Origin of the sequence: Salinivibrio sp. YCSC6, assembly GCF_004916735.1 — a bacterium.
Taxonomy (GTDB): Bacteria; Pseudomonadota; Gammaproteobacteria; order Enterobacterales; family Vibrionaceae; genus Salinivibrio; species Salinivibrio proteolyticus.
In genome coordinates this window covers 1234221-1251486 of sequence record NZ_CP039516.1, presented here as the reverse complement: position 1 = coordinate 1251486, position 17266 = coordinate 1234221, and the positions used below count along the sequence as shown (strand labels likewise).

The 17266-nt window shown below is 48.4% G+C and carries 16 protein-coding genes; 11 read left to right on the top strand and 5 right to left on the bottom strand.

What is annotated here, in order from left to right; genetic code table 11:
* Positions 1-139 precede the first annotated feature (139 nt).
* A complete protein-coding gene (gene queE, locus E8E00_RS05760) occupies positions 140-805 on the top strand; it encodes a 7-carboxy-7-deazaguanine synthase QueE (protein ID WP_096631413.1) in 666 nt (221 codons plus the stop codon).
* Between the two features lie 75 nt (positions 806-880).
* Here queE and queD read toward each other — a convergent pair whose 3' ends face one another.
* Entirely contained in the window at positions 881-1243 is a 363-nt protein-coding gene (gene queD / locus E8E00_RS05755; protein WP_069587130.1) for a 6-carboxytetrahydropterin synthase QueD, read from the bottom strand.
* Positions 1244-1492: 249 nt separating this feature from the next.
* On the opposite strand from queD, the gene E8E00_RS05750 reads away from it, so the two are divergent.
* The 4 genes from E8E00_RS05750 to E8E00_RS05735 all read left to right on the top strand — a co-directional run bounded on the left by E8E00_RS05750 (position 1493) and on the right by E8E00_RS05735 (position 7683).
* A complete protein-coding gene (locus E8E00_RS05750) occupies positions 1493-3112 on the top strand; it encodes a methyl-accepting chemotaxis protein (protein WP_096628695.1) in 1620 nt (539 codons plus the stop codon).
* Positions 3113-3213: 101 nt separating this feature from the next.
* Positions 3214-4614: an asparagine--tRNA ligase gene (gene asnS, locus E8E00_RS05745; protein WP_096628698.1), complete on the top strand. Its 1401-nt coding sequence runs from the start codon at positions 3214-3216 to the stop codon at positions 4612-4614.
* 157 nt (positions 4615-4771) lie between these two features.
* Entirely contained in the window at positions 4772-5965 is a 1194-nt protein-coding gene (locus E8E00_RS05740) for an amino acid aminotransferase (RefSeq protein WP_077455667.1), read from the top strand.
* A 164-nt stretch (positions 5966-6129) separates the two neighbouring features.
* The gene (locus E8E00_RS05735) at positions 6130-7683 is read left to right on the top strand and encodes a PAS domain-containing methyl-accepting chemotaxis protein (protein WP_096628701.1); all 1554 of its coding nucleotides are present in this window, start codon (positions 6130-6132) and stop codon (positions 7681-7683) included.
* A gap of 123 nt (positions 7684-7806) precedes the next feature.
* Here E8E00_RS05735 and folE read toward each other — a convergent pair whose 3' ends face one another.
* A complete protein-coding gene (gene folE, locus E8E00_RS05730; RefSeq protein ID WP_069587112.1) occupies positions 7807-8463 on the bottom strand; it encodes a GTP cyclohydrolase I FolE in 657 nt (218 codons plus the stop codon).
* Between the two features lie 360 nt (positions 8464-8823).
* Between folE and E8E00_RS05725 the strand changes: the two genes are divergently transcribed.
* The 5 genes from E8E00_RS05725 (at position 8824) to E8E00_RS05705 (ending at position 13017) form a co-directional block, all read left to right on the top strand.
* The gene (locus E8E00_RS05725) at positions 8824-9645 is read left to right on the top strand and encodes a phosphate ABC transporter substrate-binding protein (protein WP_069587111.1); all 822 of its coding nucleotides are present in this window, start codon (positions 8824-8826) and stop codon (positions 9643-9645) included.
* Between the two features lie 76 nt (positions 9646-9721).
* The gene (gene pstC / locus E8E00_RS05720; protein WP_069587109.1) at positions 9722-10633 is read left to right on the top strand and encodes a phosphate ABC transporter permease subunit PstC; all 912 of its coding nucleotides are present in this window, start codon (positions 9722-9724) and stop codon (positions 10631-10633) included.
* Positions 10634-10636: 3 nt separating this feature from the next.
* Positions 10637-11482 (top strand): phosphate ABC transporter permease PstA, encoded by an 846-nt coding sequence (pstA, locus tag E8E00_RS05715; RefSeq protein WP_077675417.1) that lies wholly within the window; start codon positions 10637-10639, stop codon positions 11480-11482.
* An 18-nt stretch (positions 11483-11500) separates the two neighbouring features.
* Positions 11501-12256 (top strand): phosphate ABC transporter ATP-binding protein PstB, encoded by a 756-nt coding sequence (pstB, locus tag E8E00_RS05710; protein WP_069587106.1) that lies wholly within the window; start codon positions 11501-11503, stop codon positions 12254-12256.
* Between the two features lie 254 nt (positions 12257-12510).
* Positions 12511-13017: an META domain-containing protein gene (locus E8E00_RS05705; protein WP_096628704.1), complete on the top strand. Its 507-nt coding sequence runs from the start codon at positions 12511-12513 to the stop codon at positions 13015-13017.
* 32 nt (positions 13018-13049) lie between these two features.
* On the opposite strand, the gene E8E00_RS05700 is transcribed toward E8E00_RS05705, so the two are convergent.
* The 3 genes from E8E00_RS05700 to E8E00_RS05690 form a co-directional block, all read right to left on the bottom strand.
* Complete coding sequence (locus tag E8E00_RS05700; protein WP_168174036.1) at positions 13050-14606, bottom strand: diguanylate cyclase domain-containing protein; 1557 nt, start codon at positions 14604-14606, stop codon at positions 13050-13052.
* A 266-nt stretch (positions 14607-14872) separates the two neighbouring features.
* On the bottom strand, positions 14873-15067 hold the full coding sequence (locus E8E00_RS05695) for a DUF4250 domain-containing protein (RefSeq protein ID WP_069587103.1): 195 nt from the start codon (positions 15065-15067) through the stop codon (positions 14873-14875).
* A gap of 85 nt (positions 15068-15152) precedes the next feature.
* Entirely contained in the window at positions 15153-15824 is a 672-nt protein-coding gene (locus E8E00_RS05690) for a hypothetical protein (RefSeq protein WP_069587102.1), read from the bottom strand.
* A gap of 232 nt (positions 15825-16056) precedes the next feature.
* Here E8E00_RS05690 and E8E00_RS05685 point away from each other — a divergent pair, with 232 nt between their 5' ends.
* On the top strand, positions 16057-17265 hold the full coding sequence (locus tag E8E00_RS05685; RefSeq protein WP_240531891.1) for a GGDEF domain-containing protein: 1209 nt from the start codon (positions 16057-16059) through the stop codon (positions 17263-17265).
* Position 17266 lies beyond the last annotated feature (1 nt).

Sequence of the window (17266 nt, the reverse complement as noted above, 5' to 3'; positions counted from 1 at the left end):
GGTGTGAAAATCGCGTTTAGCCTCACGAAACCATACGATTTAGTAACTATGGTAAAAATCCAATCAATCGTGAAAAAGCAAGATCTGCGGAGGATAAATTGGCATAATGCGCCGTCGAATCGAACCGCCAGAAAGCATGATGTACCGAGTAAACGAAATTTTTGAAACTATTCAGGGAGAAGGCACATTTACTGGCGTGCCCTCCGTCTTTGTCCGCTTGCAAGGTTGCCCTGTCGGCTGCGCTTGGTGCGATACCAAGCAAACATGGGAAACCGATGATAACGATCAGCAAGACAAGATATTTATTATCGATAAGTCAGAAGACTCACCTACTTGGTGCTGGCTGAGTGCGAAAGATATTGCGACAGAAATCACCCAACGCTATCAGGCTAAACACATTGTGATTACTGGGGGGGAGCCTTGCCTATACGACTTGGTGCCCTTAACCGAGGCGCTAGAAGCGGTTGGGTGTCAGTGCCAAATTGAAACCAGTGGCACGTACGAGGTAAAAGCCAGTCCGCAGACTTGGGTCACGGTATCACCTAAAATCAATATGCGCGGCAAATTACCGGTACTGGCCAGTGCGATGGCGCGCGCGAACGAAATCAAACATCCTGTGGGCACCGAGAAAGACATTGCACAGTTAGATACCCTACTTGAGCACTGCCCACCGTCACCAAAGGCAACCATTGCGCTACAACCGGTCAGTCAAAAGCCGCGAGCCACTAAACTTTGTATTGATACCTGTATTGCGCGCGGCTGGCGCTTGTCGATACAAACGCATAAATATTTAAACATTGCCTAGCGCCAATAGAGCCATCGTATTAGCCGATATGAAGTGTATCGATAAGAGAGCCGAGTGATGATACTCGGCTCTGTTTTATTCACCGCGGTAAGTGCAGCCTGCGGTACAGGTTTCCTTCACCATTACCTTGCTTAATAAAGGCAGGTTTGGCTTGACCTGTTGCCATATCCAACGCGCCAACACTTCGCTGGTTGGGTTTTCCAGCCCTTCAATCTCATTGAGATAGTAGTGGTCAAGACGATCATAGATAGGCTTGAAAGCGGCTTTAATGTCAGCGAAGTCGATTACCCAGCCTGTGTGTGGGTCAACATCCCCTTCTACATACAAACGCACCATAAACGAGTGACCGTGCAAACGCCCACACTTATGTCCTTCTGGCACATTCGGTAAGTGGTGTGCGGCCTCAAAGGTAAATTCTTTAAACAGTTCAGTTGTCATACTGCCAAATCCCATCAACAACAAGATGGCGCATGCTACTCAACTTCCCTGACCGACACAATCTCTATCCCTGAAATCAACGCGATTATAGCCAAAGCAAACCGTTGCCCGTCGCAAAGGTGCGACAATTTACGTCGATGAAATCACACATTTTATATGGGAATCGCGGCATCTGGTGAGACACGGTTTAACATAGATCTGACAGAATTCAATTGACATACATATAATTTAATAACAAACGGTTGACTCATGCGCATGACTCTCGCGAGCAAACTTCTCCTTTCGCTTTTTCTCGTCTTCGCTCTGGTGCTTGTGACCTCGTTGGCCTATCAATCACATCAGCAAAAAGCGCTGATGACCTCGATAGTCAGTGAACAAACGCTCGATAAAGCATCCAACTATTTCGATAGCCTGAATATGTTGATGCTGACCGGCACAATCAGCCAACGAAATACACTGCGTGATAAAATGCTTTCACACAAAGGTATTGAAGAGGCACGTGTTATTCGGGCAGAAGCGATCACCCGCTTTTTCGGTCCAGGCAACCCTGAACAAGCCCCAAAAGATAATATTGACCAACGTGCACTTGATGGCGAGACCATTGTTGAAACCTTTGACTCTGAATCCGGCAAGGGGTTGGTTGTGGCACTGCCAATGAAAGCCAGCAGTGATTATCGCGGGACCAATTGCCTACAATGCCATGTTGCCGAAGAGGGAACTGTGCTGGGCGTTATTCGACTCGAATATGACTTACAGCCGCTCTATGGCACCATTGATAAAGAAATGCTGATCACTGCCGGCATCATGGGCAGTATCGCCGTATTGGGTTTTCTTATCTCACTGACTGTGATCCGTCGTTGGGTGGTATCCCCCCTCAAACACGTATCGGCCTTTATGAAGCGAACCAGTCGCGACAAAAACTTGGCTGAGCGCTTGAATGACACACGCAATGACGAGATTGGCGAGTTATGTAACAGCTGTGACCAATTACTCGATAATTTCTCTGCGAGCTTACAACAGGTGCAACGTACCTCAGAGACGCTGTCGTCTGAAGCGTTAAACCTCATTCGCGTCTCTGGGCATACCGACCAACTCGCCGATAGCCAACGTCATGAAACCAATGAAATGTCTACGGCCATCAATGATGTTCAGCAACATCAACATGACATTCAAAGCCGTACGAGCGAGGCTGCACAATTGAGCGAATCTGCCGCCACTAGCGCCAATCAAGGCAGTGAACTGGCCAACGTCGCCGCCAATGATATCCGCAAACTGATGGATGATATTGGTCAAGTACGCAGCCAGATTTTGGATGTGAACCAACAAAGCCAACAAGTGACAACTATTTTGGGTGTGATCCGCGAGATCGCTGAGCAGACCAACCTACTCGCGCTGAATGCGGCGATAGAAGCCGCTCGCGCTGGTGAACAAGGTCGCGGCTTCGCCGTGGTAGCTGAAGAAGTACGTAACTTGGCCAGCCGTAGCCATGATGCAACTGGGGAAATTCAAACCATTATTGAAAACTTGTGCTCAGGCAGTGAAGCCTCCGCTCAAGCAGTCGAAGCCACCACAGAAAGCGCGAATCAACGTGCCGAGACGGTGATGCAGCTCTCTGACGCTTTGGCCGATATTGCTGAGCAAGTCACCACCGTGAACAATAATACCGATGACATTAGCCAACAAAGCCAACATCAAGCACAAATGACCGATGCCTTGCTCGAGCAAGTTGGCCGGATTCAAAATCACGCTAACGATACCGCCAATAATGCGAATGAAGTGAAAGCAATCAGTGCAAATCTCGAACAACTGGTTGAACAGTTAGAAGGATTAATTGGACAATTTCAACTTTCAGACCGCCTCAAGCCTTGAAGCTACACAAGATACAGGTAAACTTGCTAGTCTAACTTGCAAATCCACTTTCTCGGTGGCATTGACCACCGAGTTGCCCTAAACGGAGATAGAAGCGAATTATGACATACGCGCCTGTAGTAGACGTCCTGCGCGGCAAGGCGGCAGTCGACACTGAAGTGACTGTTCGCGGTTGGGTTCGGTCTCGCCGAGATTCCAAAGCCGGTATTTCTTTCCTCGCCATTTATGATGGCTCTTGTTTCGACCCTATTCAGGCCGTGGTCCCCAATGAGCTGGAGAATTATCAGCAAGACGTTCTGCGTTTAACAGCAGGCTGTTCTGTTGAAGTGACCGGTAATGTGGTGGAATCACCAGGGAAAGGTCAAGCGTATGAGCTACAAGCTACTGCCGTGAAGGTAGTCGGTTGGGTTGACGATCCAGACACTTATCCGATGGCCAAGACGCGTCACTCAATTGAGTACTTGCGCGAAGTGGCTCATTTACGCCCTCGCTCTAACGTGATTGGTGCGGTTGCTCGTGTACGTCATACCCTTTCTCAAGCTATTCATCGTTTCTTCCACGAGCAAGGCTACTACTGGATGTCTGCCCCGCTGATCACTGCATCAGACTGTGAAGGCGCCGGTGAAATGTTCCGCGTATCGACACTGGATATGGCCAATGTGCCAAAAACGGAGCAAGGCGATGTCGACTTCGACCAAGACTTTTTCGGCAAAGAGGCTTTCTTGACCGTATCCGGTCAGTTAAACGCTGAAACCTATGCTTGTGCGCTGAGTAAAGTTTATACCTTTGGCCCAACCTTCCGCGCTGAAAACTCTAACACCAGCCGTCACTTGGCCGAGTTTTGGATGGTCGAGCCTGAAGTGGCTTTTGCTGATCTTGATGATGCAGCAGCGCTAGCTGAAGCCATGTTGAAGTACGTCTTCAAGGCCGTGTTGGAAGAGCGCCGTGACGACATGCAGTTCTTCGAGCAACGCATCAACAAAGAGGTGATTACGCGTCTTGAAAACTTTGTTGACGCTGATTTTGCCCAAGTTGACTACACCGACGCGATCACCATCTTGCAAAACTGCGGTAAGACGTTCGAGTTCCCTGTCGAATGGGGTATTGATCTCGCCTCCGAACATGAGCGCTATCTAGCAGAAGAACACTTCAACGCACCTGTTGTGGTGAAGAACTATCCAAAAGATATTAAAGCCTTCTACATGCGTATGAACGATGATGGCAAAACCGTTGCTGCAATGGACGTATTAGCGCCTGGCATTGGTGAGATTATCGGTGGTTCACAGCGTGAAGAGCGTCTTGACGTCCTGGATCAGCGCCTTGAAGAAATGGGTCTCGAGAAAGAAGACTTCTGGTGGTATCGCGACTTGCGCCGTTACGGCACCGTGCCTCACTCCGGCTACGGCCTCGGATTTGAGCGTTTGGTATCTTACGTTACCGGTATGAGCAACATCCGCGACGTGATCCCATTCCCTCGTTCGCCACGTAACGCGAGCTTCTAAGTAAAAGACCATTCAAAGGCTGCGAGTACGCAGCCTTTTTCTTGCCTATTGGTACGCTTGGTATCTCTGGGCATGGCTGGTGGTTTCTATCCAAGAAAACAAGTGGTATAACGATCCCAGCCTGAGTTTCATTCATCATTAACCATGGACGACACCAATGTTTGAGAAAATTTCTGCCGCTCCCGCCGATCCGATTTTAGGACTGACTGAAGAATTTAAAGCGGATCCTCGTGAAACGAAGATCAACTTAGGGGTCGGCGTATACAAAAACGAGCACGGTGAAACCCCTGTGCTGAAAACCGTTAAAAAAGCCGAAGCATTGCTGCTCGAAAAAGAGAGCACCAAATCCTATCTAAGCATCCCAGGTACCGCGGAGTACGGCCTAGCCGTTCAGCAGCTTCTATTCGGTGAGCAAGCTTCAGTTATCAAAGATAAACGCGCTCAAACTGCACATGCGCCGGGTGGTACCGGGGCGTTACGCCTTGCTGGCGAGTTCATTAAGCGCCACCTCGGTGATGTCACGGTGTGGATCAGTAACCCAACGTGGGCCAACCACAAGGGCGTGTTTACTGCCGCAGGCCTACCTCTGGCCGAGTACACCTACTACGATGCCGCGAAGAATGACAAAGATTTTGCCGGCATGGTCGCGGATCTAGAAAAAGCAAACAGTGGTGATGTGGTCTTGCTACATGGCTGTTGTCACAACCCAACCGGTATTGATCCGACCGATGCGGAATGGAAAGTCTTGGCTGAGCTATGTCAGCGCAAAGGCTTACTGCCGATGTTCGACTTTGCCTATCAAGGCTTTGCGCAAGGTGTTGAAGAAGACGCATCAGGTCTACGTATCTTTACGCAAACCTGCCCAGAGCTGTTGATCGCCAGCTCTTTCTCAAAAAACTTTGGCTTGTATAACGAGCGTGTGGGTGCCTTTACTCTGGTTGCACAAGATCAGCAACAAGCCACAACCGCCTTTAGCCAAGTGAAAGCTATCGCGCGCGTGATCTACTCTAACCCACCAGCCCACGGTGCAGGTATTGTGACAGAGATCCTCAATAACCCCACGCTAAAAGCAGAGTGGCATCAAGAACTTGCTGATATGCGCGATCGTATTAAAACCATGCGCACCGAGTTTGTAGCAACTCTAAAAGAAAAAGGCGTGAATCGCGACTTTAGCTTTATCGAGCAACAAAATGGGATGTTTTCTTTCTCTGGCTTGACCAAAGATCAGGTGAACGCGCTAAAAGCCGAACACGGTGTTTATATCGTCGGCTCAGGCCGCCTCAATGTAGCGGGTATGACGCACACCAATATGGGGCCACTTTGCACTGCCATCGCAAAGGTTTTAGACTAAGCGCCACTGTCATCGAAATGTCATAAAGGGCCGACAGGCCCTTTTTTTTGTCGATGCACTCATTAAAGCAACATTGTATTAACAAAAATATCATTAAAAAGCCCATAGCCGCTAGACTAAAACTAATAAGGCTCTTATGAACTGTGACCAGAAAGATAAATACTATGAGTGGTAATGAAGTTGTATTTGGTGACGATGAACGCCTCGTCTCGACCACCGATAAACGTGGCGTTATCACCTACTGTAATCCCGAATTTATTCGCATTGCTGGCTTTGACGACAACGAATTGATGGGGGCACCCCACAACATCATTCGCCATGCTGATATGCCCAAGGCCGCTTTTGCCGACATGTGGCGGAACCTCAAAGCCAATCAACCTTGGCGCGGTATCGTTAAAAACCGCTGTAAGAACGGCGATTATTACTGGGTTGATGCTTACGTGACCCCGATCTATGAACGCGGTCAGGTAACAGGCTATCAGTCTGTGCGGGTCAAGCCAGATCCCGCGGTGAAACACCGTGCTGCCCAGATCTACAAAAAGCTATGTGCCGCCGAAAAAGGAGGCAAATCACTGGGTGGTTTCTCCATTGAGAGCATTCCCGGCGCCGCTAAACTGGCACTACTTGTCGCCGGCCTCGCTGTTGCGCCCCTCTCCCTCGCCTTTGATCCCAATATCAATGGGTGGGATATCGCCAGCGCTGTCGCTATGCCAGCCATATTGGGCACTCTATTTCGTGATGAGCTGTTGACTCTGCCCGCTTTGATTCGTGGTTATCAAGCCGACTATGACAGTATTAGCCGCTATATTTATGCAGGAACTGGCTTGAGTTCAATCGCCGATTACAAGATTAAGATGCTGCAAGCGCGGATTCGGACCATCCTCGGCCGTATGTTGGATGCCTCCTTGTCTCTCAATCGTTTTTCTGATGATTTGAGCGCCCTTTCGCAGCGTGTTTCTCAGGCGATCAATACCCAAAGCCATCAAATCACCTCAGTGGCCAGCAATATTGACCATGCCTCAGACTCGGCCAATAAAGTGTTAGAGAACGCGCAGCAAAGTGCTGAACTACTGCAATCAGTACAGCAACAAAGCCAAGAGACACAAGCGCTGCTGCATCAAACCGGTGAGCAACTTCAAGCCCTAGCCAAGCAGTCTGAAAGCTCGTTATCCGCGACACAGCAGCTTTCTGTGACCGCAGAGCGAGTCACCGATTCAATGAGTGAAATCAGTGGTATTGCTGAGCAAACCAATTTATTGGCCTTGAATGCCGCGATTGAGGCTGCGCGTGCCGGTGAACAAGGTCGCGGGTTTGCAGTTGTCGCTGAAGAAGTCCGCGCCCTCTCTAGCCGCACGCAAGGCGCTACGGAACAAATTCAGCAATCCATCCAAGAGATGCACGAAACCATTCAACAATGGCAAGCGCAGATCCATGTCAGTCACGAGCAAACCCAACAATGTGTCGATACCACAGAACATAGCATTGTCAGCTTGAACGCGGTGACGACGGCGATTGATGATGTGGTGGCGCGTACCAGTGAAACTCATCACTCAGCACAAGCGCAACTGCAGACGTTTAATGATATTAATCGTGATATCCATGCCATTGAGTCGGTATCACAGCAAAACCTCAATGAAGTGAATGATGTCTCACAAGCAAGTGCAGAGCTGCGCGACAAAGTCCGCCAGTTCCACGATATTGCCAAGCAGTTTGAATAGTTATCCCTTAGCCGTTTCGTCGTCGCTTACCGATTAAGCTCAGCATTGAGGCGATAAAAAACGCCCACTATCTCGCGATGGGGGCGTTTTTCTTATCGTTTCGCTTACTAAGCGTCTCGCTTCCTAATTGATACCGTGCAAAAATTCAGCGCGCGTCGCAGCATTCTTTTTAAACTGACCACCTAAAGCTGTGGTAGTTGTTTCACTGTTCGCATCCATCACCCCACGCGATTTCACACAATAGTGTGTTGCTTCGATACGAACGGCGACATTGTCGGTTTCAAGTAAGGTTTGCAATGCCACCAGCACCTGACGCGTTAATCGCTCTTGTACTTGGGGACGTTGAGCGAAGAAGCGAACAATGCGATTGATCTTGGATAGCCCAATCACTTTCTTATCCGGTAAATAGGCGACCGTTGCGCGCCCATCAATGGTCACCAAGTGGTGCTCGCAGGTACTGGTGACTGAAATATCCTTCACACGCACCATCTCGTCGCAACCCATCTTGTTTTCAATCATGGTTACTTTAGGGAACTGCGTGTAATCCAAGCCCGAGAAGATCTCGTCCACATACATCTTTGCGATTCTTGCTGGTGTCTCCGCCAAGCTGTCGTCAGTCAAATCAAGATCAATAGATTGCAGGATTTCACGCATGTGAAATTCAATTTTTTCTTTTCGTTCTGCCGCAGACAACGCTGACTTTGCTGTCATCGGTGTCTCAATACCACGAGCAACCAGCGCTTCCTGAACTTTTTTTGCAGCATCGCTCAATGCCATGATGGATTCCTTTTAGGTCTGGCCTAAGTTGTTCTTTTCAGTACACACATTGCCCGCGAACGGATCAGTGCTTTCATTTAATAGAAGAATAACGTTAATCATTTAAAAATACACCTTGTGAATACTATGGCTTTTACTACTTGACCCATAAATGCGCACTTAAGTGTCAAGCCAAGTGAACACGGGAGGTTTGCATGTCTGATTCATTCCACAAGGTCTGTTTTTTTCTTTTCGATGTGGCGTCAAATCGGTTGGCCGTCATCAAGGCTTCAAGTTAATGAAACATATTTGTCATGTTTCTTTCCTAAAGTGCCTCTCGTTCGAAACAACAAACCGCGACTCATCGCAAATAAGGGATACGATATGAAATCTAAGGTCTTTGGCGCCATCGTGATGGCAGGTGCCATGTTCTCTGCCTCAGCAAGTGCACAAGAAACTGTTTCAATCTCTGGCTCAACGTCAGTAACCGAAGTCATGGAAGTGTTGGCTGAAACCTATCATCAGCAACACCAAGACACCTACATCGAAGTACAAGGCACGGGTTCGTCAGCAGGTATCAAAGCCGCTAAAAACGGCACCAGCTATTTCGGCATGGCTTCTCGCGAGTTGAAAGCCTCTGAAAAAGAATCGTCACTTAAAGAAACTGTGATTGCTCGCGACGGCATCGCGGTTGTTGTCAATAACGCCAACGGCGTCAAAAACCTCACTGCTGACCAAATCGCTAAAATCTATCGTGGCGAAATTACCAACTGGTCAAACGTCGGTGGCGAAAACAAACCTATCGTTCTGGTGACACGTGACACAGCTTCAGGCACGCGTGGTGCATTTGAAAGCATCATGGGTCTGAAACGCAAAGTGAACGGCATGAAAGTGTCAGCGATTTCACAAAAAGCACAAGTCGCAAACGGTAACGGCGTCGTGAAGACCATTGTCGCCAACAACCCACTCGCGATTGGCTATATCTCGCTAGGCTCTGTGGATGATTCCCTAAAAGCACTGAGTGTAGACGGTCATGCACCGACCACCGAAGCCGTAGCAGCCGGTGACTACAAGGTCGCACGTCCTTTCTTGGTTCTTCATAAAGAAGGCACAACCTCCGCAGCCGCAGACGACTTCCTCAACTGGGTACTGTCTGCTGATGGCCAGAAGATTGTTGCAAACCAAGGCTATATCGCTGTTAAGTAAATAGATTTTTGGCCCAGCAAATGGCTGGGCCTTCTTTTGTTACATCCTTAGCCATTTTTGGCATGGAGTTGTTATCATGACCATCGCATCCGAACAGGTAAATAATGTCTCGGACTCGAGTCTCACTAAACGCACTCGAGTTGACTGGCGAGAAAAGATTTTTCACGCCTTGTTTTTATTCAGTGCCATTGTAGGCGTGTTATCACTCGCCACCATTGGCTACTTCATTTTCCGCGAGAGTATTCCTGCACTCTCTGCCGCTGGCTTCACCGATATCGTCTTTGGTAGCGAGTGGCTTCCGCCCGCGCTCTACGGCATTGCGCCCATGATTGTGGCATCATTAGCCTCCACCGCAGGGGCTGTCCTTTTGGGTGTGCCTGTCGCCGTGCTCACCGCTGTCTTTATCGCGGAAGTCGCACCGAAATGGCTCGCCAATATCATCCGCCCGGCGGTTGAGCTCCTCGCAGGCATTCCATCGGTGGTTTATGGCTTCTTTGGTCTGGTCATCATCGTCCCGTTGATCCAAGACATCTTTAATGTTCCAGCGGGCAACACCCTGCTTGCCGGGGTCATCGTGTTGGCCGTCATGATCCTACCAACGGTTATTACGGTGTCTGAAACCTCGCTACGCGCCGTACCTCGAGCCTATAAAGAAGGCTCTCTCGCACTTGGCGCATCATCGATGTTTACGATTTTTAAGCTGCTTGTGCCTGCTGCTCGCTCCGGGATCATGACGGGTGTGATTTTAGGGATCGCACGTGCGTTGGGCGAAACCATGGCGATCATTATGGTGATGGGTAATGCCCCAGCGATGCCAGAAGGGATTCTCGATTCCGCGCGTACTCTTACCGCCAATATCGCATTAGAAATGTCTTATGCCACGGGCGTGCATGCCAGTGCCCTATACGCGACCGGTGTCGTCTTGTTGATTTTCATTATGTTACTCAACGGCGCGCTGCTTTACCTGAACCGCGAGAAAGCGAGATAAGTTATGTTGTCACGTCAATTACAAGATAAATTAGCTTTAGGGTTTATTTGGACAGCAGCAGGTTTAACCGTCGGCTTTCTGTTCTGGATAATCTGGTACATTCTGAGCAACGGCCTGCAGTATGTGGACTGGTCATTCATTTCCAGCGACTATACGCGCATTGGTGAGTCATCCGGGATTTGGCCGATGATTGTCTCCACCATCTATATGGTACTGGCCTCGATTGCCATTGCGGCACCACTGGGGATCATGACCGCCATTTACCTCACCGAATATGCGAAAGTGGGCAGTAAGCTAGTCAAAGTCATCCGCTTTTGTACCGAGTCACTGGCAGGCATTCCTTCGATTATCTTTGGTCTGTTTGGCCTCACATTCTTTGTGGCGGTATTGGGGCTCGGCTTTTCGATTCTTTCCGGTGCCTTGACGCTCAGTATTTTGATCCTTCCGGTAATTATCCGTACCACTGAGGAAGCTTTAATGGCTGTTCCTCAAACCTATCGCGAGGGGTCATACGGACTCGGGGCGTCCAAAATCTACACCATTTGGAAGTTAATCCTGCCCAGCGCGATGCCAGGGATTATCACCTCAATCATTCTGAGTGTGGGCCGCGTGATTGGCGAGTCTGCACCTGTTTTCCTCACTGCCGGTATGGTGGCGCGTATCCCTGATACATTGCTTGATTCAGGACGCACGCTTACGGTGCATTTGTACAAGCTCACGCAAGAGCTTTACACCGTCCATGAGTGGCACCAAGCCTACGCCACTGCCACCGTACTGATTGTTGTCGTGCTGGTTATCAACATGCTAACCAAACTCATTGCACGCCGATTCAATAAAGCGACTTATTAACGCATTCTGAGGCCCGACATGAACAAATTTGAAATCAATGATTTAAATCTTTATTACGGTAACGGTGAAAACCACGCGCTTAAAAGCATCAACTTGCCCATTCCTGCTAAGCGTGTCACTTCGCTAATTGGCCCTTCAGGTTGTGGGAAATCAACACTTTTGCGCTGCTTGAATCGCATGAACGATTTAATTGAAGGTGTCCAAATTGACGGTCGACTCACCATGGATGATCAAGACATCTATGGCAATATCGATGTGGCTGGCCTTCGGATTAAAGTGGGCATGGTGTTTCAAAAACCTAACCCCTTCCCGATGAGCATTTACGACAATGTCGCTTATGGCTTACGTGCTCAAGGCATTAAAGATAAAAAGCACCTAGATGCCGTGGTTGAAAAATCACTGCGTGGCGCAGCATTGTGGGATGAAGTGAAAGATCGTCTCAAGGCCCATGCTTTTGGGCTTTCTGGCGGTCAGCAACAGCGCCTATGTATTGCTCGCACGATTGCGATGGAGCCAGAAGTGATTTTGATGGATGAACCCACCTCTGCCCTCGATCCTATCGCGACGAAAAAAATTGAAGACTTAATGGAGTCATTAAAACAAGACTACACCATTGTCATTGTGACGCACTCCATGCAGCAAGCCCGTCGTATTTCCGACCGCACTGCCTTCTTTTTGATGGGAGAGCTAGTGGAGCATGATGAAACTGCCACGCTCTTTGCACAGCCACAAGATGACCGAACACGAGGCTATGTGAACGGTGATTTCGGTTAAATACGTCGCTGCCAACAAAGTGTCATAGAGTTGTGATTAACTAACTAGGCACTTGTTTGCATCGGTTCCTAACTCCAAACATAACGATAATAATTCACGCGATGGTATATCTTGGCCCCTCTACCGGGGCCTTTTTTTTGCGCGGAACAAAAATAAACACTCCGTTGACATTGGTTGATTAATTTATTGGCATACTTGTCAAACTTTTGGCTAAGCTTGAATTGACATCCACTGTTAGTGACTAAGGAGTCATTATGAAGAAAAACTTGTTGATGGCGGTCATGGTCGCTACAGGTTTAACCGCTTGTAGCAGCTACAACCCTTCTGGCGAGTATGCTAATGAAGGTATATCGAAAGATAATATTGCCCAAAAATGGCAACTCGCTATGGTCGATCAACAAGCTATCAGTGCGGATGGATCCCCGACCTTAACGGTCAACTCTGACATGGTCGTCAGTGGCTACACCGGCTGCAACCGTTACTTTGGAAACGCGCAGATCGAAGATAATCGTTTTCGCATCGACCGGATGGCTAGCACAAAAATGGCTTGTTCTTCTCAAGCAATGAACATGGAGCAAACAGTAAGCAATGTACTAAGTGATTGGAGTAGTGTAAGTATCAGTAATGATATGCTCTCGTTGTCAAACGAACAGCATACTCTGGTCTTTAAAAACAGTATGGCGAAGAAAGACTCCATGAATGCAGGCGAACCTTACTATACGATTTTTGATCCACACCGCACCAAAGGGCGAGAAGATTAATGTCGTGAAAACGGCGCCCTTCGGGTGCCGTTTTATTCTATCTCCATCCAATGCCAGCGTTCTGGTTCATCCGCTCTTGCCCGAGCGAGGGCTATCTCCCCGTAAGAGCACATTCTCGCCACCGTCATTTGCTCGTGATCGCTGAGCGTTACCCCACCGACATAAACGTCTACTAACATGGCCCCCTCTTCTCGTTCAAACGGTAACTGTAAGCGTTTTACCGTCAGTAAGCACTCTTCAGCCAGTCGCTGGGCGCCTTCTGTGCGCGGTAATATCGCGACAAATTGGCTGCCACTGTATCGGCATAACAAATCACCAGGGCGCTTCAGCATATTATCTAACGCTTCTGACAGGCGGCGAAGCACTTGATCGCCGGACAAACGGCCATACTTGAGGTTGTAATCCGATAAACGCTCAACTTCCACAATCATCAAACTCAGCGGAGTTTCTTCTCGCAGTGCTCGCTGAATTTCACGCTCTAACTCCGCTTCAAAATGGCTGCGATTGTACAGTCCGGTTAAACCATCACACTTCGTCATCGACTCGAGCTTGGTGTTTGCGTCTCGTAATGCACGGGTTTTCTGATCAACCTGTGCCTGTACGGTTAAGGTTCTCAGTTGTAGTCGATAGAGCAGATAACTGATGATGATAAAAATGATGGTGCCTGCCGCGAACACCCAATAGGGCATGTAGGACTGGCGTGCTGCTACATACTCAGCGGTTGGATATCCTTCCACTTGCCACTCTCTGCCTGCGAAAAATACCGGGAGTGATTGCTGGGTTAACGTCTTGTTCACCGGTGAACTGAGAGTGGCTATTTGGCTATGCAAAAGCTGGGGGTTTCGCTCATTGGTAATGTCGTTGAGCGAGAAATTAATCCCATCATTAATCACCGTATTAATCGCGAGATTAACAAGCTCTCCAATATCAATGACCGCGACTAAAAAGCCGCGAAGGTCACTAGTCTCTTCGCCACTTAACTGTTCTGGGTCACGGAGAATCGGCATAATCAGCAAAAAGCCCTGTACGCTGCCATACGCCCTTTTGACCGTCGTCGCAGGCGTTGCAACAGGCACTCCGGTGTTGAAACTGGTTTTAAGCGCTTGGCGAGTCACAGCAGTCGATCCCATATCATATCCAATCACCGACTGATTACTGCTCGCGCTCGACGTAAAACGGATAGGAAAGTACATGTCTCTTCGCTGAGCGGGGATCAATGCTCCTGTCTCATCAAACTCAACAATATCCGTTCTCTGTTGTGAGCCTTCTTGCATCGCATCTTGAACATAGTGCCGTCGTTGATGATGCATCACTATATCCACCCACTCAATCGACTTAAAACTTAGGTGACGCTCCAATACGCCTGATGTCATCGGTTGAAAGTTGCGTGCACTGAGGCGATGGCCCGCATCAAAATGATTTTTCACTGCGTACAGCAGCTCGAGACCAAGGTTGACTTCCCTGCCCAGTGCCATAGCAGCATTATTGACATCTTTTTGGACTTCTTTGCGAATCGCATTTTGCTCAGACTGGAACAGCAAATGGCCAGTCAGCGCAGAGAAACCTATCCCCACGAGGACTGTTATCACAATGATGCTCCAAGCGCGTCGCGGCATTCCAAACGTCCTTCTGTCTGTATCCTGTTGCCGAGAATTCGGCCGCTTTTATATAAAATTTCGCCACATTAAGCGTAGTGCTTCACAGCTCGGGTGATCAATTTTTTAACAAAAACAAAACAATTGTCACGAATAAGGTCAGCGCACTTTGAACAGAATGCTAATCAAGGAAGACAGAAAAGGCCCACTCCAGGTCTGAGTGAGCCTTCGCTAAAACGGTAAGTCACTAAAACAATCGGTTATTTCAATTTCAATTGGTTGGTTAGCGGATCGTACTCACAACCAATGTCGTTAAATTTGTCTCGGATTTGCTCATCGTCTAGGTCGAAATGGGCCATCAATGATTCAAGGCTATCGCACTCTAAACGCAAACGTTCATTAGCAATACTGAAAAATATTGCCCCATCCAAACGATGAATATTGTTGATGTCCATAGTGGCCGCTCCTTTTCTCAGCTGAACCCGTTGGGTCAACAAAGCTCGGTTTAAAGTATAGAAACACTCGAGGCCACTCGCCAAATCATCCCATCACAATGGTGTTTAGGCTAACACTGGCAGCAAATAAAAAACCAAACCCAATCATTAAACGCCACCATGCAGGTTTGGTGTGTTTGAGCAAATGCCAAATGGATGCAGCAATACCCAACAAGCCTAATCCAACCCCTGCAAATAAGGCATTGATATTCACAGCGGTGAATGTTGTGAGCGATGCTGCCACAGCAACCAGTAATACCGTGGCCATCAAGGCCAGTACGCTCGCCAGAGGCAATAAGTTATCAAACGCTTGTAAGCGTGATTTGGCTCTAACTAAAAGGCCGTGTCCGGCACTGGCTCCCAGAAGTACTACTTGCAGCAAGCCAAATACAGCGACCATCCAGCCCTGACTCGCCGTAATGATTAACCATGCAACACATGCCGTTAAGTTTGCGACATGTAGCAAAGGAATGGGACCGGAGTGACGCGTTTTGCCCGTTTTTGATCGAAACGCAAATAAGCCTAAAAACAGAAAGGGTATAGTGGCTAAAAAGCTAGATGGAACCAATATCACCCATGCGAACACCAGCACCCAATATGCACGGTGGAAACGGCCTCGCTGGCCCGGACAGATTTCACCTTTGAGTAATGCCAACGACAAGACCAGTTGCGCACCCAAAATAGCCGAAACGAGGGAAGGAGCAACATACGCGTACATAGAAACAACACCTTATGGCGATCAATAAAAAACCCGCAACTGTGACTACTTCTTACGGTAAACAACTGGCGGGATCACATTAGATTGAATAAATACTGTAAATACGTACAACAAACTGGAAGGTTTGCGCACGAATACCACACTTATGACAATTGAAAACGAATCAAAACAACAACGCGATCATAACAAAAATAGGCGCGCTACCGGAACCTTTGTACACGCAGGAGCAGACATGAGCGCAATGACTGAAAACATGAGTCATGTTGTCTATAAGCTTCAAATCTCCTTTCTCGAGCTTTGGAGCGCAAAAAAGCATGCCAATAGCTTTAACAATACTCGCAGTACCTATTTGCGTAGTCGCTTGTGTGTGCTTTGCTATGTGTGGGCGGCGCTTACCATCGCTTGGTCTCCAGCAGACTTTCTTTTTCTCGGAGACAAAACGATCGCGGCGCAACTTTCCGTTCAGCGCTTGATTCTTGCCGCGTTCCTGATTGCGATTGGCTTTTCAGTCAATAAAGTGAATAACCTTAAAGCGGCCAAGCTGGGCTTGATGGCGATGGTCTGTGTCACCAACCTTTTTTATTTCTCAGCCAGTCATACATTAGGATTTCCCTCTGAGAACAGTGTCTTTTCATACAGCTACACCCTATTGCCCATTATCCAAATAGTCATGCTGACGATTTTCCCGCTCACCATGAAAGAGAGCTTAACGCTGATGAGCGTCACCCTCGCCTGTCATTTGTGGGTGGACTCGTTTAGCGGTGTATTGCTCAATCCGGATAATATTTCATCCTACTGGCTACAAACAGTGATTGCCATGATGGTGTTATGGTCACAGCTTTCACAGTTGCATATGATTCTCAGGTTGTATCGCCAAGCCACGCTGGATCCGCTGACCGGTATTTATAACCGCCGAATGCTTCTGCAACTGGCGATGCGCGCCTTAGCGATCAGTGAAGACAGGCACTCTCCTTTCTCGGTCCTATTGCTGGATTTGGATAAATTTAAGCGTATTAACGATAAATGGGGGCACTACGCAGGCGATGTGGTTTTGCAATCTTTCACACGTGCCGTGCAAGAGCGACTGCGCAAGTCAGATATTTTTGGTCGCTTTGGCGGTGAAGAGTTCATCGTTTTTCTCCCCAAATGCAATGTCGACAGCGCACAACAGATCGCAGACCGATTGCTGAATGAAATTCGTGCGATGGATGTGTTTATTGACGAAAGAGACGCGCCTCTGAAAGTAACGGCATCAATTGGCATTTCCAGCTATCAAACTGGCGATACCCTATCTTCGTTAATTGAGCGGGCGGATTGCGCACTCTATCAAGCGAAAGCAGAAGGTCGCAACTGTACGCGTCAATATCAAGTCGGCCAGCACTGTCCCAACGATGCCAGAGAAACGGCAAGCTATATCAATAGCGCCTTAGAAACCAGCTAGT